Origin of the sequence: Flavobacterium aestivum (assembly GCF_026870175.2) — a bacterium.
Classification (GTDB): Bacteria; Bacteroidota; Bacteroidia; order Flavobacteriales; family Flavobacteriaceae; genus Flavobacterium; species Flavobacterium aestivum.
In genome coordinates this window covers 4,124,944-4,151,241 of record NZ_CP113977.2, presented here as the reverse complement: position 1 = coordinate 4,151,241, position 26,298 = coordinate 4,124,944, and the positions used below count along the sequence as shown (strand labels likewise).

Sequence of the window (26,298 nt, the reverse complement as noted above, 5' to 3'; positions counted from 1 at the left end):
TTATTGTTTTATATTTATATTTTTTAGTACAACTACACCATTCTCAACCGGTAATGTCAAAGGCACATTGCTATTAACAATTTCCCCGTTATTGTTCCACTTTCTGTATTCAAACTTGAAGTTCAAGTTTTCTTCGGTGATTTTCTTAGTATCAGACATGATCAATACCTGAGAATAGTCCTTAGAATGCAATACCTTGTAATTATCTTTTTTAGCATATACTTCTTTGTTTTCTGCATTAATAGTTACATCAACCACTGTAATTGTGTCCTTTATTTCTGCCAATGGCATTTTAGGAATATTAAACGGTTCCGGGTTACGAATTAAAAGCGCAACGATATCACCGTTGGCATTGATAATGCGATTGATTTCGGTACCCTGAGCAGGATCAAGCGGAGATAATTTTAAGACACCTTCTATTGCACGATCAAATGTATGTTGGTATTTTGTGGCAATAGAATCACTTAATGTATTGGCAACCGTTGCGACAGAAACCAAATGGTATAAGGCATCTATTTGATCCTGAACTAAGTTTAACTTAATGTCAAATTTTGACTCTCGGGTTTTGATTACAAGCCCTGATTCGTCTTTTTCCTTAATGATAAAACTGTTTACTTGTTCATCAAAGTTTTTGTAACGTGAGGTTTGGAATCCAAACTGATGCACCAATACGTTTTCAGCTTCTTGGATTATTCCGTCTTGGTTATCATCAAAATAATTATTCAATAAAAGCGTGTACAATTTTGAAGGTTTCAAATCCGTTAAGACTACCTCATAACCATATGATTTTGGTTTTAAAGGAGCTCCAATTTGCAATTGACATTTCATTAAAGAATTCTCTTTATTTACTGCATTGATAAAGTTGTTTAGCAACTGCACTCCAACAGGAATCCTAGGATCATTATCATCAATCCATTTTGCATTTATATCTTCTGCCTTAGGATATTTGGTAGCTGTTGTTGGTAGCGGATACGGAATAATCTCATCATTTAATGGGTCTTTAATAGTGATATTTAAAGCGCCTTTAATTGCGTTTCGGCTTCCATATTCTTCCCAATTTGTGAGCATGTGATGCATGTATGGATTTGTAAAAAACAACGAGACTTTGCATTCTTCGTTTCCATAATAAGCTGGTTTAGCTTGCAGCAAGCTTCCGTCTGCATTAGGATAAGAACGGTTGTAATCTAGGTATTGTCTTAATGATGCTAATGGCGATTTTGCTAAATCTGTTAGTTCATTCTTTGGAGTTGGTGTCTCTCCAACAGGTGTTACTGGATCAGGAATAGGGTAGTGACCTACAGGTCCTGATGTTTTAAATCCATAGTAGTAATCATACGTTACAGCATTTTTATCATCTACAGTATCTTGTAGTTTAAAATTCAAGCAATAAGTTGTATTAGGTCTCCAAATAGGCTGAACCGTATTTTGGATTGCTGCCACCATTGCCGCTTTGTCTTCCTGTACAGCATTTACACTAGGTATGGTTGTATTATGAACATAACTCTCTTTGCTTAACCAACCTATTCTTTGTATATAAGTGGTATAATCTAATTCTACATCATCTTCAGGATTGTTTCCATTTGAACAAATAGTATCATTGACTGTGATTAAGTCTGAATACTTAATTGTTTTTTTATACTCTAAAGGAGCAGCAATACTAAGCTCCGTAGCACTTGTAGTTACACTAGTTAATGTTGAAGTAGATGAAGTCATGAAAACTGTTGATACAGGATTCAATGAACAGTTATTAAATTGGTCATTAAATAGAGAGAAGTAAACCCCTTTTTCATCCTTCTTAGTAGAAAGCATTAGGATTTCATTTGCAGAAGGTTCGTTTTGAACATTAATAATAGAAGCTCCTTCTGTAGAATTTCTTCTTTCGATCAATCGTGTGAGTTCTAACGCATCATTAAATAAGAACAAATATTGTTTGTTATATGCTAATAGGGTATTGTTGCTTAATGTATGGTTTGATAGATAAACAGCCGAATTGAAAATAGTATCATTCTTAACAATGTTGAGAGTGGTACCATTAATTTGCGCTAACCCAAATTTTCCGTTTTCCATTTTAACTGAAACCAAAATTTTATCATTTGCAATAACAGCATCAATGATTTCGACAATAGATGCGTCAGAAACTACTTTTGTATTAGTTACAGTTGCTGTGTTAGTATTAAAAAGAATGATCTTTTTATCTTTTGTAATCAAGCTAAATTCGGTGTCACTATGCTGAAGTGCTTTGATTACCACTTCGTTAATTTTAACACGACGGACAATAGAACGATTACTGTTATTAACCCAATTGATTTGAGTTTCATTAGCCAGTGTATTAATCCAAAGCAACTCATTATTAGCTAAAGGAAACAATTTGTTAAACCTTAAAGAATAAGTTTCAGGATACTGTAATCCAAAGATTTGGTTCAATTCAGGATCAAGCTCAATAATTGCTGTTGTTGCAGCAGGATTTTGGCAACCCACTATAAAATCATAATCTATAATTGCTTCACCAATTCCTTTGCATTGATTGGCATCTATACCTTGAGTAAGTAATAAATTACCATTTACCACTTGCATCGAAGTCACAAAACCGTTTAGCAAACGCTCTCTTAACAACTTCCCACTAGCGTCAATTTGAACAAGAACTGTAGTGTTTGGTTTAGGATGGAATGAAATAAGATAGGTATCATCATATTTAAAAATGCTATCAAATGTATAAACAGTTGTTCCTTTGTATCCATAGTAATGAGTGAAGGTTGAAGCACTTGGATTGCCAATCGGATTGCTATTTTCGTTACCAGCAGCAGTTTTTAATTGTGCCAGCTCTGCTAATAGTTGGTTGTATTTTGCCATATCAATTGGATTGGAAATCTCAACTTCTCCATTTGATGCTGCTCCATAAGTGCTATTGAATAATTGAGCTATTTCATTTCTAATTTGAAGGATACGTTCTGAATTGGCTGCTAAAGGTGTAATTACAATTTTATCAATTTTAGTTTTTAAAATGGCATCACTTTGAGCATCATATAAAGTAATTGCGCTTGACAATTCATTTTTTGAATAAGTCAACTCTTTTGCAGTTACAGTACCAGTTTTAGTCTTTTTTAGATAAACCTCTTCATAAGAAACAAATTTTTCATTCTCTTTTGTTACAGCCGTATAGGCTTTTATTTTTACTTCTTTCGCATGTGTGGTAAGGTTTAAAGTTGGTTCAATAGCCGATTCTGGGAATATAATTTCTAACTGATTATAGTTTTGAAATGATAATGATCTGTTGTAGCCAAAAGGATTACCTTCTCCAGTAATACTCATAAAATCTCCTGGTTCTATTTTGCTTTCTGCTTGGGTTAAATCAATAACCTGACCTTCACCAATGAGCCTAAAAAACAGTCCGTTAATTTTATCTGCTTCATATTGAGTAGGGACATAAAAACGTTTTCCAATATTCTTGTTAAGGAAATCAGTGTATTCTGGTTCTATTTTATCGGTTACACAGAACAGTTTAGACGGAGTAATTCCGTATTGTTCCGGAACGTGCCAACCAGGTTCACCAGCACTTAAAAATGAAAATGGATTGGTTGCTAAAACACGTATGCTATCATATTGATCAATAGTTTTTTGCCATTGAGCCCATGGTAATTTTTTCAGTGCATCGGTTCTATCAGCTTCTTTTACGACAGCTTCAAAAGGATGATAATCTTCCCAAGAACTGCCATTCCAGGATTTTAGGTCAATGGATTGAATAGAATACTGGTGTTTTACCTGACGGAGTTTTCTACCCGCTGCTGTACTAACTGGCGGCATCATATCGACATAATTATTTGCTCCGGAAGTATAGCCACCAATTTTTTGTGATAATTGCGGATTTGGCAATACTCCTTTAGCCATTTTAACATCAATATAAGTATCCAAAGGAATTACTTTAGTAATAGTACTTGCACTAGGCAGAGTATCAAAATAATTAAGCGAGAACGCTTGATTGGTAAGCATATGTACCCCTTTTACAGATTCTGAAGTTCTGTTATCGATTCCATCTCCATCTGTTCCTTTAGGGAGTGGGCTATATGGAGTACGGTCAATAACTCTATTGATATCCCATTGCAATTCTATTGTAAAGTTTTTGCGTACTTTAACAAAGCCAATTTTTACACGTACACTTAATTCTAATTTAGCGTAGATTAAAAAGGGTTTAAAAGACTCAACAGAGAACACGGTGTCTAAAACAATCTCTACATTTACAATCCAAATCTTAATCTGAATTCCTCCGCCTGCGGTCATGTAACCACCCATTTGAGGACGTTTGAATGAAATTTTTCCTCCTAATTCGATATAGGCCCATAAACGCACTTTGGCAGGTCCAAAGCTTTGTTGCAAATTGAAATCTAATCTTGCTCCAGCTTCAATACCTTGAGCCGAAAGCATGATAAATGATTTGGCAGTAAATAAGCTTAATACCCTTGCAGTGATTGGATCTTTTTTGGTTCCTAAATTTACATACCAAGGTTTTTGGTTTTTAAAGAAAAATCCAGACTCTAATAAAGCATGCAATTGAAAGATTTGTCCGCTATCTTTAGGGATACTAAAATCTGCTCCAGCTGCTAATTCCAAAGAGTCGTCTCCAAAAGCCACCATAGCAAAAAACGGAGGATTGCTAGGATCGTCTTCAATAAGACCTAATCGGCCAGCAATAACGTTTAACCCAGCCTCAATATAAAATAAGGTTGGAAGTGACAATAATAACATCGCTCGCAATGACAACACATGTCCGCCATCTGCGGTGGTTCCGAATGTTGCTCCAGCTCCAATAGAGAATGGAGAATTGTATTGCATCGAATCTGGCGGACCACTAAATTTCTTAATATTGATCCCTTTTTTAGGATGCTTATAAAACTCATACCAAGAGTTATCAGTCGTTAATCCAGCAGCTTTTTTGGTGGCTACATACCTAAATCCTAGCAGACCTCTAAAAGCCGAAATTGATATAAAACCAAGCGGAATAGGAGTAGGCAATTCGATATGAGCATCGACTAAAAAGGCAGGGTATTTTGGCATAAAGCGCATTCCAACACCACCTGATATTTTAGCTTTTGGTAATTTTAAAGAAACCTCTCCTGTAAATTCTTGAGATTCACCAGGTTGAGGTAGCGATAGCATACCGTGAATAATAGCTAATGTTTTCTCAGTTTCTTTTTTTGTTGTGTTACCGTTCGTTCCTCCTGATGCAATTTCAGGCTTTGGTGGAGCAGGAATAATTAAATCTATTTCGATCGTTTGAATATGTAAAAACGAATCCTTAGGGCCATCATCAATGGTATAGTAATATTTAACTCCTTCACCACGTGCATCCAACCCTAGCGGATTAACACTGATAGCTCCATCAAATCCCCAGAAGTGGTATTTGCGTGGTACGCCATCTTTAGTGATTTGAGTGGCACCAAAATTGATGTTGGACACTCCCATTTTTACGGGTCCAAGATTTAAAGAAAGATTTATAGGTAATGGAACGGAACCTCCTTCAAGTTCGATGTTTCCATCGCTGTAAATACGTAATTTTTCGAGAATGATTTTTTGATTCCCCATGAATTTGCTCATGACAGCGTTCGGAAACGAAACCTCACACGATGTTCCGATGTAATAATCATCCTGTTCTTTACCTAGTTCTAAACTATTAAATTTAAAGTCTACAAAGTTGAATAATGTGGCTTTTTTAGGCTCATTTTCTTTAGGAAATGAAGCAGTAAGGTTAAAATCGCCATTATCATATAAATGGCCTTCAATGTTTGCTCTGAATGGTCCGTTATCAGCTGCCTTGAACTTATTTATGATTAATGATCCTTTTATATTAGAACCAATAACTTTGTTTTGCTTGAAGGTAATATCAAATTTGTTGAAACCTACTTTAAAGCCTTTATTAGATGAACCTATGGTTTTCCAAAGTGTATTTTCAATAAGTTTTGATAAAAAGGTTTGGTATTCCTGAGCAGTATTAAAAGTATAAATAGTTGAAGGACTTACTACTGTAGATGTTAATGTAGCACTTGTTTTTAATGTTAGCGGGTACTTAAAAGGGTATGGTAATTTTGTAGCGTTTAATTCCTCTAAATAACTAATTAAAGCTGTGTAATCAGCAATTTTCTTTTCTTTAACAACCTTATCATTTTCTCCAGTTTCGAACATGGTAATCGGATAAATGAAATCGAACTTGTCATTAAAATAGCTAAAAGCCCCACCTGTAACCACAGGAACCGTTTCCAGATAAATATTTCCAGATAAACCTCCAGTACCAACTAATAAATCTGAAGCACCAATTTTTAATGTTGATGTAGTATTTCCTGTTGATTCTGTATCATCATGAAACCATTTTGAAGGTAAGGTTACCGATACCGCACGGGCATATACTCCAACAAAGTCATTAGGTCTGCCATCGGCATCGGCTTCCGGAATATTGGTTTTCTTACTTAAATCGAGTTTTAAAGTATCTAACTCCAGAATTAATCCGGATTTACCAATCATGGCATATTTAGAAGGCATTAAGGAACCTCCCATTTCTAATTGGTAACCTATTCCGGCTTCAGTATCAGCATACAGTTGTGCTTGAGCGAATGCAAATATTGATTTTGCATTTGGATCACTGTAAGCAGAACCATTTTCGTTAACAGGTCTTAAAATAGTTTGAGGAAACTCAATACCGGCGCTCAAGGCTAGTGTAGCTTTGGCTTTTGGGGTAATAATTCTTTTGATGTGAGCTTCTATACCATCTGGAACGATGATATTATAAAACTCCTGTAATCTTTGTTTAGTTACATCCAAATCTGATTTTAAAATATAAGCTGCAAACAAAACCAACGGAATCGATTTTGTGATTTTCGGGTGACTACTTATAATTGTAATAAGATTCGCTATAGATTGTTCTACACCTGGAGGGAATTTTAATTCGTCATATTCTGGGGTTTGTGTAATAGCATACAGCTCATTGATATCTTTTAAAACTTGCTCGTATTTTGTTATTGTATCTGCAGGCTCAACAAAAATATTGAGCATGTGGGCAACCACCTGTTCTTGGCTGATGTGAAAAACTTGTAATCCTACCGAATAAAAATCTTCTGGTGAAAACGAAAAACTAGAGGAGTTAAACGTTTTTAGAAACGCTAAAATCTCCCACTGATACTCGAGTGTGATAGGAAACGATGATATCTTAGAATCATTACCGGTTAAGTCTGGATTAAGTACAAACGATAAGCCAAAGGGGATAGGTATAGCCAGTTTTTCGCTTGTTACGATATCAAGACTATAAAAGGCTGAGTCGCCACGATACCCCTTAGAATATTGTAAGTTTTTATAATGTATCTTATCAAAAATGGCATTTAAGCCATTTTGTACAAAAGACAAAAACTCTGGTAAATCATCTACAGTTACTACCTCGGATAATCGCGGGTAATATCTAGCTGTAGGAATTGGAATCGCTGGAATTGGGTTAGTTGGCATATTCTATTTTTTTGACTTTAATTTTGTTCGTATTTTGAATGATAAATTGTAGTTCTATCAAACCAATCTGCGCAATCAAGGGCATTTTTTTTGGGTTAGATTATTTATAAGAACTGTGATAATTTATTTAAGCTTCACAATACTTTAAAAAGGTTTGTTTTTTGGTTTTTACCAGTGTTTATTCCTTTTGACAGTGTAAAGATGAGCCTAATTTTGAGCTTTAAGAAACGTATGCTTAGAGGTTTAACATGGCTGTTCTGGGGCTTTACAGAGTTGTAAAGCAAATGGATAATGTTTTTAAATATGGCTAAAAAAAAGCCAATGAAAGGGTAGGGGAACCTATGGCTTTAAGTTTCCGTTTGGGTGTGTAGAATGTAATTTTTTCGAGTTTGTTAGATCATGATTTCTGCCTTGAGTATGACAATTTTTATGATCGTTTGGATCAGTATTTTTTACTGAAATTGTAGTTTTTAGAACAGCTCAAAGAATCTTCTTTTGAAAATATTTAGAGAAATTTTTGGCAAAAAATAATTTAATTTATAATCTTACATAATGTTATACTCTTTTGATTTTTAGTAATAAATATTCTAAATCATAAAAAAAGTCTAATTTTCTAAAACCTTATTCCTAAATAAATAATGCAAAACAAAACTTTATCCATAAAAAAAAATCGGCTTATAATAAGATTCATTATTGTTTTTGCAGTATTAGTAGTAAGTCATATAAGTTATAGTTGTTTTAAAGAGAACAATATTCCTCCCGTTGATAATTCCTTAAAAAAAAATAATATTCCTTTTGTTGATAGTTCTTTAAAAAAGAACAATACTCCCCCTGTTTATAGTGAAATACCAGATGCAAACTTTAGGACATATTTAAAAACAATAGTGCCAAAGGCTTTTACTCTCGATAATAAATTCATTTCAAATCATCCTTCTGTTGTTTCTCGTGATGAAATGATTATTAGAAATAAAAGCATTGCTTCCTTATCCGGTATAGAATATTTTACTTCTTTGAGAGAACTTGATTGTCGGGACAATCAACTCACTACCCTTGATGTAAGTAAAAACATAAGTTTAATAGGTCTTAATTGCGGCTACAACCAACTTACTAACCTTGATATAAGCAAGAATATAAATTTAGCAAGACTTGAATGTTACAATAACAAACTCTCTAGGCTTAATATAAGTAAGAATACAAATTTGACATGGCTTAATTGTCAGAAGAATAAACTCATTACCCTTAATTTAGGGAAAAATAATGTTTTGAGAACAATTCATTGCAGCAACAATCAACTCACAAGTCTTGATGTAAATGATAATATAAATTTGACGAAACTTGAATGTAATGACAACCAACTCGTTGCCCTTGATGTAAGCAAAAATGAGAGTTTAACAGGTCTTTTTTGCGACAATAACAACCTCATTTGTATTGATATAAGCAAAAACAAAAGTTTGGTATTTCTTTCTATAGATCCTTCTATCAAATGTTGCCACCCCAGTATAAAGGATTTTAGCGACAGGGGAGGTGATTTATTGAGAATACCTAAATTTACCTGCCCATAATTCCATAACTCTTCTAAATCTAAATTACTTCAAAACACTGTTAAAATAAGAGTGACTACTATTTTTTTCCCTTTTTTAAAAATTGATAACTCTTGCAATCTATTTCGAGTTGGTTCATTTCATTTTTAATAATGACCAGATCGCTCGGAGCACGGATTACTTCGTCAATTCGCTTCGCTCGGGTGCAAATCCCCGCTATCGTACATGAGTGACTTTTTACATATCCGAGCGATCGGGTAAATAAGTTATATTCTTATGCAGGACATTCGAACTAATGGGGAATACAAAAAATAATTATTTTTTTTGTTTTTGAAACTCTTCCCACAATTGATTCGTTTTTTCTTGATTCGGAATACCATCGCTACCTCTTCTTTCACATACTTCATCAATATAATCTAGAAAATCATAATCTAGTGATGGTAACCTAAAATCAGTTTGTGTTCTAACTATACATTTTGAATCAATTGTAATTTTAGTTGGTTCTGATCTATCAACGTAATGCCCCGTAATATATAATGCTTTTATGGAATCATAGGGATCAGGTAAATTTTTATATTTATCAAATACTGGATTGTCTTTAAATGAATCCCAACAAAATAGTGCATAGATTAAACCTGCATCAAGACCTCTTGCACTTGATAAATTGAATGTATCACCATATTGAGGATCATTATTTCTAAATTCATTTAATGAAATTACATTTTTCAACAAATCTGGAGCTACTATTCCAACAATATTTAATAAATCATGTTGTCTACTAATTTTACTTATCCAATCTTCAGTAAAACTAGCCTCATGATTCCATTCACTCATTTTTGATAAAAAATCTTTAAACAATAATATTCCAGCAGTATCTGAGTCTATTTTTCTTCCTTTTATTTGATTTTTAAACTCTTTGAGTTTCTCTTGAAAATTTTCCATTTTTTATTCTAGTTTATAAAAAGTTATTAACTGATTTAAAATATCATCCAAATTATCTAAATTTTGAGTTGGTAAAGGAGGGATATTAACTTGCAATCTTCCTAAAGTTGTATACGGTGCAAATTCAAACATTAATCCTGTTTTATTAACACTAAGGTAATGAGCTCCTACATCATAACTGAAATAATTATCTCCATTAATAAAACTTCTTAAAGGCATGTGTTTTTCCATAAGACCAGCTTCTATATATTCATGTGCTATTAACCATTTGAATTCTGCTTTTCTTACATTTGTAATTTCTGTAAAAGGAGTATTTATAAAATGATTCCAAAGATCACTATCACCGAATGTATCTCCATTAGTCTCAAATCGTTGTAATCTACCCAAACTAAAAGTTCCATCATCTTTAAGTATAAAATATTCGTTTTTAAATAGATGATTCTTAACTCTTTGAATTATATGTTCAGGGTATCCGCAATTGTTGGCTATTATTACTACATCATCGGTTCTGTTTGCAATTATTATTGCTTTATTTAATTCTTTTAGTGTTTCTGCTGTTGCATCGGCAGTAGTCATAGCATATCTAACACCATTATGTAAATATCCTTCAGTAATGGGTTTATCATATAAAATTGAAATTAGATCATAACGACCATCTTTTAGATACTGTTGCAATTTAATGTTTTTTATCCAAATCTCTGATTTTTGTATAATTTCTTGTTTTGTAGCAAACGTAGAACCAATCCAGTGAGATTGTAAAGCATTAGCTTCTCTTTCCGATAAGTTAAGAAACTTTGTTCTAAAAGCCAATCTTTCAAATTCAGATAATTCATCAAGAGCATTTTTTAAACCTGGAAATTTAAAAAATAATACATCCGCTTTTACCTTTTTAATAACATCTACAGCTTCAGGTACATTTCTTATAGAATATAATTCCTTTTTTATTTTTATAATTGCTTCTTCTAGTGCTAATCTAGCCTCTAAACGTAAAGCAGGAGTAGCTCCCAATTTTGAAAGGGCATTAGAATCTTTCAATATTGCTTCACCAGTACCTACTAATTTTAGAGCTTCCTCTCTAGAATATGCTTTCAAAATTCCTGAACCTGCAATAGTATTTGTGCCTAATGAAGCAATTGTAGAAAGAATTGCCATATTACCTAATATTTCAGTTGCTCTAGCTTGTCCATAGGTTACAACAAGATAATTATGAAAATCTGTTTCTCCAACTAAATAGGCAGCAGTATCACTAGTTATCATACCTACTCCTAAAATTGCTCTTGCTGCATTTATAGTTCTTACAGCTGCAATTAATTCTCCCAAACCTATAGTCAATGAAATGGCATATAGAGTTGCATTAAATACATTTTCTGCTACTTTAGTTCTTTCTTTTTCTAATATATAGTCAACAAATCCTGCAAATGTGAAAAAATTTAGACCTTTATAAGTTGGATCGGCAGTGAGATCAATAAAAGAAGGATTATTGTAAAAATGTATTGAAACTAAATCAAAATGATCTAACTCAAATATCCGTGGTTCTTTTGTTACAGGAACTTCTGTATATCCAGCAATAACATCTACTCCTATAGAATTTGTGTTATAATAAGGTTCTAGTTTAGTTGTAAGCCAAATCGTTTCTTTAAATTTTATTTTTTGATCTGTATTGCTTACAATTTCGTATTTTACTCTTTCTACTTTTGGTCCATTTTCAGGTTGTTTTTCTCTCCAGATAAATTGGGCTTTCGCAATTGCTGTTAATTCTTCTTTTGTATATAAAGGAGGTGTATTTGCCTTGATAATACCGTTTTTCAACAAAACAATCCTCTGTAATTCCTGCGCAAAGGTCGTGAAATTATCATTTCCTCCATAATCATCCATTCTATAAAATAATAACTTGTAGAGTGTTGTATTGGTAGTTTTATATGTTGTACCTTGATTATCCTTGTATTCTGATTTTATGACATTGGTAGAAACAAGCAATTTCAAAAACAAATCAGTATCATCTGCATTTGTGACTGATTTTAATATATTGATTGCCAAATCTTCTTTATGAATAAAACCAATAGAGAAATTCTCCCAATACCAATTCAGTAAGAGTCTTTTTTCAACTAAAATTTTTAAAATATTAATTCTTTGTTGAGGAGTCAATAATGTAAGCATGTTATGTCGATACATAACATCAATATAAATAAATAATTGCTCTTCATGACCTAATTTACCAATCTCAGATTGATATTTTTTTAACATCTTTAGCCATAATTCAAGCCCTTTTTTATATTCCAAAAACTCTGTTCTTGAATAGCCATTTTGAGATGTATGAAAAGTAAAAACACTAGTATTTACACCTGATAAAGTAAAATTCTGAAAAGCTTCTGCTGTTTTCTCACCTGCTTTTTTTAATAAGGATGCAATTTCCCCTACAAGTCTTATGTCATTTTGACTAGTATCGTAAAAGGTTTGATTCTTGTATGCATCAAAAAAGTCTTTTGCATGTGTGCCATTAGCAAATGTATCACATGCCCTACCTTCAGGAAAAGAATTAGGCGCTGGTTGTGGATTTGTAGGAACTTTGTAAGGGTTTGTGTAAATCCAAGTATAATAATTATAACACAATCCAGATGAATCTCTAAGTAAACCAAAGATTGTATCGTTAAATTTAGCAGGTGTTAAATTATTAAATTTCTTAAATACAAAATTCTCCCATAATTTTTTATCAACTCCATCATATTTATTTCCCTCTTTATAAACTTCTTTTGCTTTTAGTTTGTCAAAATAACTTTCTTCAACATAGTCTAAGAATTCATTTGATTTGAAATCAAAAAGCGCGATATATGTTTGATTTTCATATAAAAAGGAAACTACTTTACCTTGCCGATTAAATTTTAAATTAAGAATGCTTCCAAAATTCGAAGCTTTTACTACCAAATCATTGGCTAAAACAACTGCGTAATCTTCCATAATTATATAATAATTAGTTCATTAATTAAATTATCACCTTGAATTCCGTATGAAATTAATGGCACATGCTCACTATACCCCTTGCTAAAATGATATTTCCTATCTAGGGAATACACTATCACATCGGTTGTAGAAAGTTTTAGTTTTCCTTCTGAGTTTTCGGCCACGATTCCCACTTTGTATTTTTGGTATTTTATGTTTTCGGGAGAAACCAATTCGTTGCCATCTTCGAACAAGTCAATCAAAAAGAGACGTGGGTTTTTTAAATCTGGAGTAATCAATGCTTTGATGATGTCGTTTTCGGCTTTGGTCAAGCCCAGAATAATTTTGTTGGGTGTGCTGCCATCAACTGTTTTGAGTTCCAGTCCAGTAATGGTTTGTGTACTGTCTGTAAATAGTTGTAGACTATAGTAGTACGGATCTGGTAGCTCATAGGTTTTGCTTTTGGTTACGGTACCGCTTGCTGAGGCGCTGGTTTTGGTATCAGGCGTGGTGCTTCCGGTAGCTGATACCGCATTGTTCATAACATCACCAGCTTCAGTAAGATAGGTTACACGGGCTACAGTTGGTGTAGCCTCGATTCCAGTTTCTATCACATCATTGACTGTGAGGGTTTGCACTACTGTGATTCCTTGCTGCTTCTTGTCATAATACTGATTTATGAGATTGAGCTTTTCAGAAGTCATTTTAGAAAATTCGCTAATACCATTCAATTTGAGTAAGGGTTCGGCATTTATCAAGCTAAACACATCGTCAAAAAAATTGGATTGCCCATTTAAGACTACAGGATTTCCGTTAGCATCTTGTGTTGTTCCAGCTTCATATTCATAAGTTACCCCTTGATAGAGTATTAAACTAAGATTTGCTATGTTTTTACCATCAGCTGCGGGAGTTTTAAGCTGCACTGTTGTGGTCAGACGGCTGTAATTGCCTTCTGAATCGGGCGCTGAACGCAAACCATCGGCATTTATGAAGTTATCTTTTTGCGCGTTTACCAGGTTTGCGATTTGCCCGTACATCATAGTATTATTGTTATTGTCGGTAACCAATTGTAAATAGAGGTTATTAGTTGTGGCGGTACTGGCCTGTTGTTGGGTGTTGATAATGAGTGGCCAGCCATTTGTGCCGTATTTGGCTTCAGTCATAGTGGCCAAATGGGTGCCAGGATCTTCAAGAAGTCCTGTTTTAATATTATTGGTTCCTGTTCCTTTGGTTATTTTATAATCACCATAAAAGTCATAACTGCGGGTACGATCTCCTTGTAAGTAGATATACCAATTATTTTTTGTTGCAAATTTGTTAATGACCTCATTGTATATGGCTATTCCTTTTTTATCCGTTTTAGTGCCTGCAACGTCCGCAGTTACTTTACCTTCTGAGGTGTATAAACCATAAAAAGCGGCAATATCAATGAACTGCGTACTTTGTTCACGTAGTAGTTTTTGTTGTAATGCATCACCACTAAGAACAATCTTCGCTTCTGCTTGGCGGGCATACCCTAAATCAAAAACAAATTCGCTGTTGTCAAAATTGTGTTTGTAGTCGCCGTAGTTAAGTACTACATCAATACCACATTCGCCAGTGGCAAAATTCCCCAATGATTTTCCCATATCAATTAGCGGCAATTCGAAATCGTCTTTTTCGTCGAAAGTATTTCCAGCAGTAACAAATTCAGATTCTTTAAAAAACAAACTCGATAGTAGTGTAGAATTCAGAACCTCAGGGTCATAACCGATGTACTTAGCTGTAAAAGCGGGCACTGGTATAGGATTGTTTTGCGCATCTTTGCGATTGTCATGAAAAGCATGAAAATCAATATTGATCTTATTGATAAAATCAGATGTTGATGCCGTTTGTTCGATGATTTTAGGAACCGAATCTGCTGTGAAAAAATCACTTTTTTCTAAACCTCTATAGATAAAATATTTTACATTCAATCCCGGAAAAGGTTGTTTGTAGGGACGAAGGATGAGGTTTACTTTGGTAGGATCACCCGTTTGCGGTTGTAATAAAACCACACCTTTGCATATAGAAAAGGCTTTTTTGGGACTAGCTAAAGTAAACTTTGAAGTCAATCTAAATTCATCATTAGTAACGGGTCCAAATGATTGTGCTTCGGTTTGTTGAGGAAAGCCTCCTGACTCTATGAAAAAATGAGACTGTATAGACATATGTATTAGTATGAAATTGTTTGAAAATTGTGTTCTTGTCTTTAAATCGGTCTATAGAATTTATATACCAATCGTATTATAAAATAGACCAGTACGATAAGGAAGATTCTCCCTAACCAGATTTGCAGTTTTTGCCAAAAGGTTAGTTGGTTAATGTATTTTGTAATTCTAATGGTTTGGAGTTGAACCTCTTTTACTTGCTTAGACTTCCAAAAAGCATAGAGTTCTTGTTTATTTATTTCGCAGTCCACACTAAGTTTGTTGTTCTCAACCCGAACCCTTGGGCTTTTTAATTTACGCCCTGGTTCGGCTTGAGTAACATTTTTCAGTACGACTTTTCCGTTTTGGCATTCTAATAATGCCATGTAGGAGCTGCTGTCTTTTTCAATTCTAAAAATGGTATCGTGTACGGTTTCTGTGATGGTGATGGTTTTTGTTTTGTCTTCGCTTAGAGCCGGTTTCGGACTACTACACGAAACCAGTACTGAGATAGAAAAAAACAAAAAAACAATTCGGTTTAAATTTTTGTTCATATGGTATATTTGATTTTATAGTCCTAAAAATCCTTTAATGGTTTTTATGTCTCTTTTACGTCTACATACTTTATAACCTTCGCGACTTCCGTTATCATTGGTATTTCCTTCAATGGTATAAAGCGTGTTCCCTACTACTTTTTCGATTATTCCGGTGTGACCTAAACCTTTTCCTAAATCGAGTATAAAAATGTCTCCTGACTGAGGTATAGTTTTGACTAAAAGAGGTCTTGAATTATATTGGTCCAGTACGCCACCAGTTTTCTTTAAAGGATTTTTGACTGCTATTTGAAGGGCTGCTTTTTGGGTACACCAATAAACAAAAGCCATGCACCATGAATATCCTTTGGTAAGGCCTACACTTCTTAAATAAATTTCGACTTCGGGACCAGAGTTGCTGTTTTTTGGAATTTCTTCCACGCCAATCTGAGCAATGGCAATTTCAAGGGTTTTTTGGGCAAGTGTCATATTTGTTTTCCGTTTAGTTGTTTAAATTTTTGTAATTCATCTACTAATTGCTGATTGATTAGCATGAGTTCCCGATGTTGTGTTTCCATTTTTTTGATTGTTTCGGTTGCTGCAGTGAGCCGGGCGGTAATGTCGTCGAGTAAATCACGATAATATTTTACGGCACTGACAGCGTTGTCAAGTTCGGCTGCCCGATCTTCGGCTAATGATTTTCTTATTGAAAAAAGCCAGGTAATAAAAGCGGCAAAGAATGCGGTTAGAGTGGGGTATAAAAACTGCTCCATTGAATGTTGGTAAAAATTGAGTATTAGATTAAAAATGTTTTTGGGAAACAACCTGATTGTGTTTTTTGAGGGGAAGCTTTACCGGATTTTTTACCGGTTTTATTGTACGGTTGTTTCTTTTTGAGATTGCAAAGATTAGGCGAAAAAAGCCCTAAAAAAAACGAATGCAAGGTGCTTGAACATTTGTATTCTAGGGCTTTACAGAGTTGTACGGAAAGTGAACAAAGCTCGTTTTTGAAGCAGTAAATGCCTCATCTTTGCATCACAAAAAGGATGTTTTGATGGTTTAAAAAGAATATATTTTTCTTTTAGAATTGATTAAGAAGCCTTTTGCTGATTATCCAAAAGTTCTTCTATTTTTTTTAATTCTGAAGTGATGGGTGTACAAAGAATTTCATACAAAGTAGTCCGTGATATGGGATAAACAGGATAGACATATTTACGCCATACCACTGTAGTGGGAATATCTTCTGTTTTGTGTTTTTGATACAGTTCTTTAATGAGTTTATAACGAAGTAGTTTGTTTTTTTGAATTCCGAGGCTTCTGTTTGTTGATATAGGCATGAGGATAGAATGTTATGAATGATAGAAAAAGAAGAAAGATTTTAAGAAGAACGAAGTTTAAGAAGAGTTGCTAATTATTTGAATAATAATATGATGACATGATATTTTATACAGCCAAAACCATTTGATCATTTTTTTAATGAATGGTTTTATACTTCTCTAATACCATTTTGTATTTACCTCGTTCTGAGGGTGTATTTGTTAAAGATTTCTTTTTAACAATTTAGGTCAGCAAACTCCGCATGACAATCCTGTTTCCTAAACCTAAAAAGGTTTGGATTCCAATAGAGAGAATGTGTTTTGGCTGTTTGTTATTGGGCTGAATAGGCCCGTTTTCCGGTTCCTGGTTCTCTTCAGAAAGAAGAAGAAACAGGAACCCTTTTTTTACTTGTCAATCTGTTTTTAGCTTACAAGTATGAGGAGCATTTTAGCCTTTATAAGTGGCTGTTGTATGTTTTTTAAACCGGGGGTTTTTGATTACAATACTTTCGTATTGATTAAAAGCCAGACGCTCTTTGTTTGATAAATCATTGCTACAGTTCCAGTTCCCGAGTCCATCTTTAAAAATCGTATGATTATTTACTTTATAACTTTCATGATCAGCGATCGGCTTTATTTTTACGCTCATTTAGATGTTGTTTAAAAATTATTTTTATTTTGAAGTAAATCCATTCCCTAAATATCAGTATGGGTTTTATGTTGGTTATAATCAGTAAAATGGTTAAAAGTACCAATGTGTAGATGTCGCTATTAGGCTGCATGATTTTGTTCGTTTTGCTGATTAAAGAAATTAAAAGCATAGCCATGTAAAAAATCTACTGATGACATAGATAACGGAATATTGGTTTTGATACCGTTTTCGCCAATTGTACTGGCCTCAATAAACCAGCTTGAACGTACAGGCTTAAATGAAGAAGCAATAATCTCAACACCATCTGTAAATTCTTCATTGTTGAATTCCTTGGTTAGTTTTTGAAGTTCTAGAACTCTTGAGCCTTTTAAGTTTCCTTTGGCATCTTTTTTTAGCAGATTAAAAACAATTTTAACTAATGAGGCTGTTTCTTTGCTGGTAGAAAGAGACGAAATGTAATTTTGAACCTTCTCAATACCAATGGTTACGGTATCATCCCAACCTTCATTAATGCGATATCCAATCGTAATTTCCTCTTTGTCATTAGAGAAAGTATGAGACATTTGTTTTTCCTTGAAACCGTAAACCTGGTTTTTTAGATCCAGAATAGTTTCGAACAATTGAAAGGTTTCTGTTTTGGCATTTCTCATCATTTCAGATGTTTCATGTAATCTCGAAAGTGCTTTCGGAATCGTTTCGGCTACTAATTTTTTATAAGCATCTCTTTCTTCGTTTTTTTTATTTTCGATTCTGTTTAAAGCCTCTTTTAATTGTTGGGCTGAGAATTGAGATAAGTCCATAGCTGGGTTGAAATTGGTTGTTGCTGGAGTGTTCATAATATCAGGTTTTTAGTTTTGTAATAAAATTTCTGTTTCGTCTTTGAATGGATCTTCATAATAAGGTTTGAAATTATGCTGAGCAGCAAGTCTTGAAACCTCTTTCAATTTATTTTCAATACTTTGTGAAACGGGGCGTGGAGAGACAGTTTCATTGTCTAGAATGTGCATCCATTGAAAACGTTCTTGATTAATGCAGATTCTTTCTCCGACTGTGAAAGTTTTCGTTTTTTCAGAGCAATACTGAAGTGCTAGATATAAAAATGCAATACGGGCTTCGATTTGTTTTTTACTCATGATTTTTCTCTAATTGATTTTTTAATTTTTTTATATCTGACTCGATTAAATTTCTTTCAGAACTATTTGGATTTTCGATTAGCCAGTTTTCCAGTTCCTGAATTTTTGTTTTGATTTGAGGAATTGTCATTTTTAATTTTGATTAAATGTTAATAATGAATGTGGTGTTTTTTGACTCGTAGTTTTATCCATGTTTTTAATTTTAGATTGTTATTTGGTTTTCGTTTTGTGAAAAATCGATTTTTAGCTAGTAATCATATAGTTGCTTTTTATTTTCATTTTTTGTTTACTTCTGCATTCCGTTAATTTGTATGCAATTGTATTGTTTTTGATTTTTATTTTTCTTTACTTTGCAAATATAATGTAAAATAATACATTAAAACAAATAATTAACGTAAAAAAATACATCTTTTTATGGGGTCAACTGAAAGAATGAGGGAATATCTTGATTATAAAGGGATTAGCAAGTATAAGTTTTGTAATGATCTAGGGTTTTCTAATAAATTTTTAGATAATAGTAGTAATATGGGGACTGATAAGGCGTGTAAAATATTACATTATTATCCAGAAATAAATTCAGAATGGTTATTGACAGGTAACGGATCAATGCTAAAGGAAAACAACGCTAATATTGTAATAATGAATAATGATAGAAAAACAATTGATTCGCTTCATACGAGCCAGGAAATCCCATTGTATGATCTGGAAGCTGTGGCAGGTTTACGAGAATTATTTAATAGTGGAAAACCACAAAGAGTACTGGATACTATAAAAATACCGAATTTGCCTAAATGTGATGGTGCAATTTCTGTGACAGGTGATAGTATGTATCCATTATTAAAATCAGGTGATATAGTGTTGTATAAAGAAACCGAATTTGAAAATATCTTTTTTGGTGAAATGTATCTTTTGAGTGTTAAGTTAAATGAATGGGAAGAATATATTACGGTAAAATATGTGCAGAAATCAGAACAAGGTCAGGAATTTGTAAAATTGGTAAGTCAGAATTCTCATCATCAGCCTAAAGATATTCATATCTCAAAAATATCTGCATTGGCTCTCATAAAAGCAAGTATTCGTATTAATACTATGATGTAAAAAAAGGTAAATGAAATTTATTCTTTTAGAGTATGATTATTTGAGTTGGTTTGGTTGAATGTAAAGTATAAAGTTTTCTTTGTGTTGAGGTAATTAAAATAAAAATGCCCCAAATAGTGTCTAGCTTTTTGGGGTATTTTATGGAATTTATAGCGTTTTTATTTTAATGGATTAGTTGTCGATACTATAAAAACAGATAGAAAACTTTTGAGATTATTAGCCATGTGTCTTAAGTGTTTGTAAATAAAGCAGATAACTATTTTTTTTTTTTTTTTTTTGTTTTTTTTTTTTTAAAAAAAACAAAAAAATAGTGTGTCTTTTTTTAGACATATAAAAATAGGGGTTTCCATTTTGAATCTAAAAAGTTTTTTATTTATAAGTTCTTTATGTATCTAAATCATATTCTTAATGTTTTTTTATATACTCAGTAATGTCTTTTTTTTGTTAAAAAAGGTTGGAAATTGATTAAAAATTAAGCCCCAGAATCCTTAACTCGGTCAATTTTTGAAATGATATAATAAAAAATTAATTTCATGTAAGTTCAATTTGAATGTAAATGAATCTGATGATATACTTTGTGATTTTTTAATTGGTTTTTGTTCCTGAGGTAACTGTTGTTACAAGACCTTCAGGAACAAATAAACCATAATGAGTTATGCTGCACATGATAATATCAATGTTGCAATCTCTAAGGGACATACCCCTCCTCCTGATTTGCTTATTTGATTAGTGGCAATTTGGAATCGTTATTTTTGCTAAATTCTTCAAAATTTTCTCTATAAAATCAATGGTTGTTATTCTCTAGTGATAGTACCTCTCCTTCTATCTTAATTTCAATATTTGTTCCCTTATAAGATTCCAAAGATTAATAGAAATTTCTTTTTGAAAAAATAGATGTGCGCCCCTTTTACAGAGATGTTCTCTAACTGTACAGTAATGTAAGATTAGCGAACTAGAGTTTGTTCTTTAGAACCTTTTCTTATTTTTGCTTTTGATAATTTAATATATTGTGAAGGATCAACTCCACCAATTTTTTTACAATTATTTTAGCTATAAAAGATTTGCTAATTCTTGTAGTAGATTTAGGCAATTTAGCGGAATAATGCGTTTCAGCCCTGCATAGCCCGATCGCCCGGATATGTTATGATTATAAATTAAGTACAATGATAGCGCGGATTTGCACAGGAGCGAAGTGAATTGACGAAGTAATCCGTGCTCACATAGTAATTCAATTATCTAAAACAAATCTAGCACTTCAACATCCAATTCGTTTTCTAAACCTGCATAGTTTCTTGCTGAGCTAAGAGAGATGAGGTATTTACTCTTTTAAATACGAACTTAAATCAATAGAATGTATTTGTTGAGGAGTGTTTACAAATGGTTTTTTTATAGTGGCTTCATTCGTTAGGTAAAAGAGTAATCCATCTTGGGTAGTAATTCCTTCTATCTGATGAAATGGCAATGCAATTTTTATTTTTCGTTGGTTTCCAGTCGAAAAATTGTTGTTTTTGTAGTCGTATAATAGATACACAAATGGCTGAAGCATTTTAGAATACCCACATAAAACAATTCCTTTTTTCTTAGGTAATGCAGCAGTATCGGTTATTAAGCCTTTTACGTTTAGGGTTACTTTGAGTTGTGCAATATGTGTTCCTGGATTTTTGGGTACGGAATATATACTTGTTTTTTCTGTTGTCCATTGTTTGGTAAACAAATAAATGCTGTCTTGTAATACTGCAAAAGCCTCACAGTCAAAATCAGTGGTATTTGGTTTTTGAGCTGCAAAATCCGTTTGATTTTCATACGAAAAAGAAATACTATCAATCACGGGAGTAGACATTGAGATTGATTTTTTTTCAATTCTCAAAATCCGTAAATCTTTTCTGTTTCCTTTGTAGTTATTTCCAAAATCGCCAATGTAGAGATACGAACTGTCTTGTGAAATAGCCTCCCAGTCTGTATTTTTTAAACCTTGAAGATTAATTTTTTTCTTGATTTGTCCTTTCGTGTCTAGACCATAAAGAGTTGTATCGTAGTCGTCATTGTGTGTCCATAATGTATTTTCAAAAGCAATCAAACCAGAAGTTTCCGAGATAGAATCGCTGATTTTTTGCGTGGACTCAGGCTTTACTTTTACGGAAGCATAGAGACAACTTCCATTGTTTAGTGTAGCTTTTGGGTCAAAATTTTTCGCAAGAGGATCTGTACAGCCCGGAACTTGGGCATAAGAACCTGTTAGAACCAGAAAAAAAAGGATGAAAAATTTTTGCATTGTTGTGTTCAAATTGAAATCAAAAGCAAGATATCAAACAAATGGTTGTAATCCTAAATTCATAAATAAAAGGTTTAAGGAGCGAATAATTAGGCTTTTTTCGGGGTATCGTTCCCGCTGTCATTCCAATCTTTTTATTTTTAAAAGAAAAATAAAAAGGATTTTCCCTTTCATCGGGGCTATTGAGGTTATATTTTTTTTGTATTTGGGAATTAAACTAATTCTTAAATAAAGGTGCAAGAAGCTAAGTTTAAATGGACTTATGTCACTTATCTGTTTTACTTTTTTTCCTTATATTTGAAGACCAAAGAGTTATTTTTTCCTAAATATTTAATAAAATGTATGGGTTTCATTAGACAAAATTTGCTTCTGTTTTTTGTGGTTCTTACTTCTTTTATTTCTTTTTCTCAGAAAATAGACTTTAGAAGCAATGATTTGGATGGAAAGCAGATTTTGAAAAGTATTTTTTTGAAAAATGACAGTCTGAAAACAAAAGAATCAAGAAAAATAGCCTTTTCTCTAATGCCTGCTCCAGATATGAAGAGCGCCGAAGGCGGACTGGTAGTGTCATTCGTAACTACTTTTTTTCTAGACAAAAACCATGAAACAACCAAAATGTCCGAGGTCTATTTTACCCCAACAACTAGTTTTACAGGACAATATTCTTTCCCGATACAGTCATACATTTATACAAAAGACAATAAATATAATTTTATAGGCGATTATAGGTTTATGATTTATCCGCAGTTTACCTATGGTTTAGGCGGCAATAGTTCAAAAGATCCACAGTCAGAAGTAAATTATCAGCAAATTCGTTTTTATCAATTTGTAAGCCGAAAGATAATAGGAGATTTTCGTTTAGGACTGGGCTTTCAATTGGATAATTATCAGAATATTTCTGAAGATTCAAAAATATCAGAACCAACAGATTTTACTTTATATCAGGAAGGAAATTACTCGGATGAACTTTCTTCCGGAATAGCTTTTCAGGCTTTGTATGATTCCCGAAAAAACATTTTAAATCCCAAACAAGGTTATTATTTTGAGGCCGATTATCGTATCAATTCTAAAACCTTTGGTAGTGATACTGATTGGAAATCAATATATATAGATGCACGGAAGTATATTTCCTTTAGTGATACTCGTCATAAAGTACTGGCATCTAGAATATTTTATTGGGCAGTTTTCGACGGAAAGCCCCATTATTTGGATTTGCCAAGTATAGGTTGGGATCGTTATGGTAAAACAGGCAGGGGATTCACTCGCAATCGCTACCGAAGTAATTCTTTATTGTATTTAGAAACGGAATATCGTACAGATATTACAAGAAACGGTTTTCTCGGAGCGGTTTTTTACGGAAATATTTCTTCAGTTTCTAATCTGGATACCTATCGTTTTGATAATTGGACTCCGGCCATAGGAACAGGTCTTAGAATAAAATGGAATAAAGTTAATGATTGTAATCTGGTTGCAGATTTCGGTATCAGTAAGGATGATTGGACTTTTAGAGTCGGACTTTCGGAAAATTTTTAATTTCGAGAGCGTTAATAATTAAGAGTAGACTTTGTTATTAGGAAACTTTGCGACTTTAAGACTTAAAATATATCTTTGAAAAATGCAATTATCGGTTATTATTCTCAATTATAATGTTCGCTATTTTTTGGAGCTATGTGTGCTAAGTGTTGAAAGCGCTTTGAAAAACATAGATTCCGAGATAATTGTCATCGACAATAATTCTTCTGATGATAGTTGCGAAATGATGAGAAATCGTTTCCCAAACATCAAACTCATTCAAAATGACCAAAATATAGGCTTTCCAAAAGGGAATAATATAGGAGTAGCTCAGGCAAAAGGTGAATATATCTGTATTCTGAACCCAGATACCGTTGTAGCTGAAGATACATTTGAAAAAGTATTGGCTTTTGCCAAAAAACAATCCAATTTAGGAATAATAGGAGTAAAGCTCATAGATGGCACTGGTAATTTTCTGCCCGAAAGTAAAAGAGGAGTTCCAACACCATGGGTTGCCTTTACAAAGATTACCAGTTTGTATAAAATATTTTCAAGATCTGTTTTTTTAAATAAATATTACGCCCAACATTTAACCGAAAATCAAACAGGTAAAGTTGATATTTTGGTTGGTGCTTTTATGTTTCTAGAAAGAGAACTGTATAATGAAGTGGGAGGGTTTGATGAAGATTGTTTTATGTATTCAGATGATATTGATTTGTCGTATAGGGTATTGCAAAAAGGAAAATCAAATTATTATTTTCACGAAACAACAGTAATACATTATAAAGGAGAAAGTACAGTTAAGGACGGTACTTATATGAAACGATTTCAAGAAGCTATGGAGTATTTTTATAGAAAACATTTTCAGGCTTCCTTTCTTTTTTCGGCATTTATGAAAATAGGAATTGTATTCTTTTCTTTGATAAAAAGAATTCAGGGTAGGGAAAAAATCAAAAGCATGCCTAAAAATTATTTGTTGTTATCCTCATCTGCAGTATTAGCAAAAATAATAGCGTTTGTGGTACAAAAAAAGGTCGATTTTCTCGATTGGAAAACAGAAAAAGAGGTAAATTTGTCGTTAATTTCAATAGGAAAAGGGACACAGATTATTTTGGATAATGAGTTTGTTTCTTTCAAAGAATGCATTAATATTCATGAAAATTATAGAAACAAAGGGATTATATTTAGAATTATACCCAAAAAAACAAATTTCATAATTGGTAGCGATTCTTCTGATGATAGAGGAGAAGTTGTAAAAATGAAGTAAAAATTATATTTAGTGTAATTTATATTGATAATATTTAGTAATTTCGCAAACTGAAAATCAAAATCACCTTTTAGATTAACAATATGGCAAGATTTGAATTAAAGCTTCCTAAAATGGGAGAAAGCGTTGCAGAGGCAACAATCACAAATTGGTTAAAAGAAGTAGGCGACAAAATTGAAGCCGATGAAGCAGTTTTGGAAATTGCTACCGATAAAGTGGATTCTGAAGTTCCGTCTGAGGTTTCGGGTGTACTTATCGAAAAGTTATTTGGTAAAGATGATTTAGTTCAAGTAGGGCAGACCATTGCTATTATTGAAACCGAAGGTGGAAATGTTGAAACGACAAGTGCAGAAGCTGCGCCAGCAGCTGTTGCTGAAATTCAGAAAACAATCGAGTCGGTTAAAGAATCAGTTTCTGTACCAGTAAATTTTTCTGAAAGCGATAAGTTCTTTTCGCCATTAGTGAAAAACATAGCAAAAGAAGAAGGAGTTACTTTGGCTGAGTTAGAAGGTATCAGAGGTTCTGGAAAAGACGGCCGTGTTACTAAAGAAGATATATTAAATTACGTAAAAAATAGAGGGAATCAACCAGTTGTTACTAATCAGCCAGTTGCAGCTGCAGCAGTTGTTGAGCCGGTTAAAGTTGTTGAAGCTCCAGTAGTTGCTCAAAATACGGTTAGTAAATCACAAGCAGCAGTTCCGGTTTCTGTAAATGGAGGTGATGAAATTATCGAAATGGACAGAATGCGTAAGCTGATTTCTGGTTATATGGTAGCATCAGTTCAAACTTCGGCACACGTACAGTCATTTATTGAAGTAGATGTAACTAATATTGTAAAATGGAGAGATAAAGTAAAAAATGCTTTTGAAAAAAGAGAAGGCGAAAAATTGACTTTTACTCCAATATTTATGGAAGCAGTTGCAAAAGCATTGAAAGATTTCCCAGGAATGAATATTTCTGTAGATGGTGATTTTATCATTAAAAAGAAAAATATCAACCTAGGAATGGCAGCAGCTTTACCTAACGGAAATTTAATTGTTCCAGTTATTAAAAGTGCAGATCAATTAAACTTGGTAGGAATGGCAAAAGCGGTAAATGATTTAGGAAACCGTGCAAAAGCAGGAAAATTAAAACCAGACGATACTCAAGGAGGAACTTATACAGTTACCAATGTGGGAACATTTGGAAGTGTTTTTGGAACACCAATTATCAATCAGCCACAAGTAGGGATATTAGCTCTTGGTGCTATTAGAAAAGTGCCAGCAGTTATTGAAACTCCAGAAGGTGACTTCATTGGAATTCGTCAAAAAATGTTCTTATCTCACAGTTATGACCACCGTGTGGTAGATGGAGCATTAGGAGGAAGTTTTGTGAAACGAGTAGCAGATTACCTAGAAGCTTTTGATGTAAATAGAGATTATTAATTCTGTATAAATACAAAAGAA

At 33.1% G+C, this 26,298-nt stretch carries 18 protein-coding genes; 5 read left to right on the top strand and 13 right to left on the bottom strand.

Annotated elements, in window-relative coordinates:
* The gene (locus OZP08_RS17640) at nt 1-7,482 is read right to left on the bottom strand and encodes a hypothetical protein (RefSeq protein WP_281322474.1); all 7,482 of its coding nucleotides are present in this window, start codon (nt 7,480-7,482) and stop codon (nt 1-3) included.
* Nucleotides 7,483-8,120: 638 nt separating this feature from the next.
* Between OZP08_RS17640 and OZP08_RS17635 the strand changes: the two genes are divergently transcribed.
* Nucleotides 8,121-9,044: a leucine-rich repeat domain-containing protein gene (locus tag OZP08_RS17635; protein ID WP_281322473.1), complete on the top strand. Its 924-nt coding sequence runs from the start codon at nt 8,121-8,123 to the stop codon at nt 9,042-9,044.
* Between the two features lie 294 nt (nt 9,045-9,338).
* Here OZP08_RS17635 and OZP08_RS17630 read toward each other — a convergent pair whose 3' ends face one another.
* The 11 genes from OZP08_RS17630 to OZP08_RS17580 all read right to left on the bottom strand — a co-directional run bounded on the left by OZP08_RS17630 (nt 9,339) and on the right by OZP08_RS17580 (nt 18,834).
* Nucleotides 9,339-9,965, bottom strand: a complete 627-nt coding sequence (locus tag OZP08_RS17630; RefSeq protein WP_281322472.1) for a hypothetical protein — start codon at nt 9,963-9,965, stop codon at nt 9,339-9,341.
* A gap of 3 nt (nt 9,966-9,968) precedes the next feature.
* Nucleotides 9,969-12,920, bottom strand: a complete 2,952-nt coding sequence (locus OZP08_RS17625) for a hypothetical protein (RefSeq protein WP_281322471.1) — start codon at nt 12,918-12,920, stop codon at nt 9,969-9,971.
* Between the two features lie 2 nt (nt 12,921-12,922).
* Nucleotides 12,923-15,091 carry a hypothetical protein gene (locus OZP08_RS17620; protein ID WP_281322470.1) on the bottom strand — a complete coding sequence of 723 codons (2,169 nt, stop codon included), beginning with the start codon at nt 15,089-15,091 and terminating at the stop codon, nt 12,923-12,925.
* Nucleotides 15,092-15,132: 41 nt separating this feature from the next.
* Nucleotides 15,133-15,624, bottom strand: a complete 492-nt coding sequence (locus OZP08_RS17615) for a hypothetical protein (protein WP_268847389.1) — start codon at nt 15,622-15,624, stop codon at nt 15,133-15,135.
* A gap of 15 nt (nt 15,625-15,639) precedes the next feature.
* Nucleotides 15,640-16,092, bottom strand: a complete 453-nt coding sequence (locus OZP08_RS17610) for a CHAP domain-containing protein (protein WP_281322469.1) — start codon at nt 16,090-16,092, stop codon at nt 15,640-15,642.
* Nucleotides 16,089-16,376 carry a hypothetical protein gene (locus OZP08_RS17605; protein ID WP_268847387.1) on the bottom strand — a complete coding sequence of 96 codons (288 nt, stop codon included), beginning with the start codon at nt 16,374-16,376 and terminating at the stop codon, nt 16,089-16,091. The genes OZP08_RS17610 and OZP08_RS17605 overlap by 4 nt, the downstream gene beginning before the upstream one ends.
* A gap of 318 nt (nt 16,377-16,694) precedes the next feature.
* Complete coding sequence (locus OZP08_RS17600; protein ID WP_268847386.1) at nt 16,695-16,940, bottom strand: hypothetical protein; 246 nt, start codon at nt 16,938-16,940, stop codon at nt 16,695-16,697.
* Between the two features lie 427 nt (nt 16,941-17,367).
* Nucleotides 17,368-17,568: a hypothetical protein gene (locus tag OZP08_RS17595; protein ID WP_268847385.1), complete on the bottom strand. Its 201-nt coding sequence runs from the start codon at nt 17,566-17,568 to the stop codon at nt 17,368-17,370.
* Nucleotides 17,569-17,690: 122 nt separating this feature from the next.
* Nucleotides 17,691-18,407: a DUF3164 family protein gene (locus tag OZP08_RS17590; RefSeq protein WP_268847384.1), complete on the bottom strand. Its 717-nt coding sequence runs from the start codon at nt 18,405-18,407 to the stop codon at nt 17,691-17,693.
* 12 nt (nt 18,408-18,419) lie between these two features.
* Nucleotides 18,420-18,704: a hypothetical protein gene (locus OZP08_RS17585; protein ID WP_268847383.1), complete on the bottom strand. Its 285-nt coding sequence runs from the start codon at nt 18,702-18,704 to the stop codon at nt 18,420-18,422.
* Nucleotides 18,697-18,834 (bottom strand): hypothetical protein, encoded by a 138-nt coding sequence (locus tag OZP08_RS17580; RefSeq protein WP_268847382.1) that lies wholly within the window; start codon nt 18,832-18,834, stop codon nt 18,697-18,699. The genes OZP08_RS17585 and OZP08_RS17580 overlap by 8 nt, the downstream gene beginning before the upstream one ends.
* Before the next feature lie 284 nt (nt 18,835-19,118).
* On the opposite strand from OZP08_RS17580, the gene OZP08_RS17575 reads away from it, so the two are divergent.
* A complete protein-coding gene (locus tag OZP08_RS17575; protein WP_268847381.1) occupies nt 19,119-19,802 on the top strand; it encodes a S24 family peptidase in 684 nt (227 codons plus the stop codon).
* A 1,318-nt stretch (nt 19,803-21,120) separates the two neighbouring features.
* Here the strand turns inward: OZP08_RS17575 and OZP08_RS17570 are convergent.
* Nucleotides 21,121-22,074, bottom strand: coding sequence for a T9SS C-terminal target domain-containing protein (locus OZP08_RS17570; protein ID WP_281322468.1), 954 nt, complete (start codon nt 22,072-22,074; stop codon nt 21,121-21,123).
* 342 nt (nt 22,075-22,416) lie between these two features.
* On the opposite strand from OZP08_RS17570, the gene OZP08_RS17565 reads away from it, so the two are divergent.
* The 3 genes from OZP08_RS17565 to OZP08_RS17555 all read left to right on the top strand — a co-directional run bounded on the left by OZP08_RS17565 (nt 22,417) and on the right by OZP08_RS17555 (nt 26,277).
* Nucleotides 22,417-23,607 (top strand): BamA/TamA family outer membrane protein, encoded by a 1,191-nt coding sequence (locus tag OZP08_RS17565; protein ID WP_281322467.1) that lies wholly within the window; start codon nt 22,417-22,419, stop codon nt 23,605-23,607.
* A gap of 82 nt (nt 23,608-23,689) precedes the next feature.
* Complete coding sequence (locus OZP08_RS17560; RefSeq protein WP_281322466.1) at nt 23,690-24,853, top strand: glycosyltransferase family 2 protein; 1,164 nt, start codon at nt 23,690-23,692, stop codon at nt 24,851-24,853.
* Between the two features lie 83 nt (nt 24,854-24,936).
* Nucleotides 24,937-26,277: a dihydrolipoamide acetyltransferase family protein gene (locus tag OZP08_RS17555; RefSeq protein WP_268847378.1), complete on the top strand. Its 1,341-nt coding sequence runs from the start codon at nt 24,937-24,939 to the stop codon at nt 26,275-26,277.
* Nucleotides 26,278-26,298 lie beyond the last annotated feature (21 nt).

Bases quoted from the DNA above. Each gene is read 5' to 3' on its own strand.
- OZP08_RS17640 (WP_281322474.1), bottom strand. From the start codon at position 7,482: ATGCCAACTAACCCAATTCCAGCGATTCCAATTCCTACAGCTAGATAT.
- OZP08_RS17635 (WP_281322473.1), top strand. From the start codon at position 8,121: ATGCAAAACAAAACTTTATCCATAAAAAAAAATCGGCTTATAATAAGA.
- OZP08_RS17630 (WP_281322472.1), bottom strand. From the start codon at position 9,965: ATGGAAAATTTTCAAGAGAAACTCAAAGAGTTTAAAAATCAAATAAAA.
- OZP08_RS17625 (WP_281322471.1), bottom strand. From the start codon at position 12,920: ATGGAAGATTACGCAGTTGTTTTAGCCAATGATTTGGTAGTAAAAGCT.
- OZP08_RS17620 (WP_281322470.1), bottom strand. From the start codon at position 15,091: ATGTCTATACAGTCTCATTTTTTCATAGAGTCAGGAGGCTTTCCTCAA.
- OZP08_RS17615 (WP_268847389.1), bottom strand. From the start codon at position 15,624: ATGAACAAAAATTTAAACCGAATTGTTTTTTTGTTTTTTTCTATCTCA.
- OZP08_RS17610 (WP_281322469.1), bottom strand. From the start codon at position 16,092: ATGACACTTGCCCAAAAAACCCTTGAAATTGCCATTGCTCAGATTGGC.
- OZP08_RS17605 (WP_268847387.1), bottom strand. From the start codon at position 16,376: ATGGAGCAGTTTTTATACCCCACTCTAACCGCATTCTTTGCCGCTTTT.
- OZP08_RS17600 (WP_268847386.1), bottom strand. From the start codon at position 16,940: ATGCCTATATCAACAAACAGAAGCCTCGGAATTCAAAAAAACAAACTA.
- OZP08_RS17595 (WP_268847385.1), bottom strand. From the start codon at position 17,568: ATGAGCGTAAAAATAAAGCCGATCGCTGATCATGAAAGTTATAAAGTA.
- OZP08_RS17590 (WP_268847384.1), bottom strand. From the start codon at position 18,407: ATGAACACTCCAGCAACAACCAATTTCAACCCAGCTATGGACTTATCT.
- OZP08_RS17585 (WP_268847383.1), bottom strand. From the start codon at position 18,704: ATGAGTAAAAAACAAATCGAAGCCCGTATTGCATTTTTATATCTAGCA.
- OZP08_RS17580 (WP_268847382.1), bottom strand. From the start codon at position 18,834: ATGACAATTCCTCAAATCAAAACAAAAATTCAGGAACTGGAAAACTGG.
- OZP08_RS17575 (WP_268847381.1), top strand. From the start codon at position 19,119: ATGGGGTCAACTGAAAGAATGAGGGAATATCTTGATTATAAAGGGATT.
- OZP08_RS17570 (WP_281322468.1), bottom strand. From the start codon at position 22,074: ATGCAAAAATTTTTCATCCTTTTTTTTCTGGTTCTAACAGGTTCTTAT.
- OZP08_RS17565 (WP_281322467.1), top strand. From the start codon at position 22,417: ATGGGTTTCATTAGACAAAATTTGCTTCTGTTTTTTGTGGTTCTTACT.
- OZP08_RS17560 (WP_281322466.1), top strand. From the start codon at position 23,690: ATGCAATTATCGGTTATTATTCTCAATTATAATGTTCGCTATTTTTTG.
- OZP08_RS17555 (WP_268847378.1), top strand. From the start codon at position 24,937: ATGGCAAGATTTGAATTAAAGCTTCCTAAAATGGGAGAAAGCGTTGCA.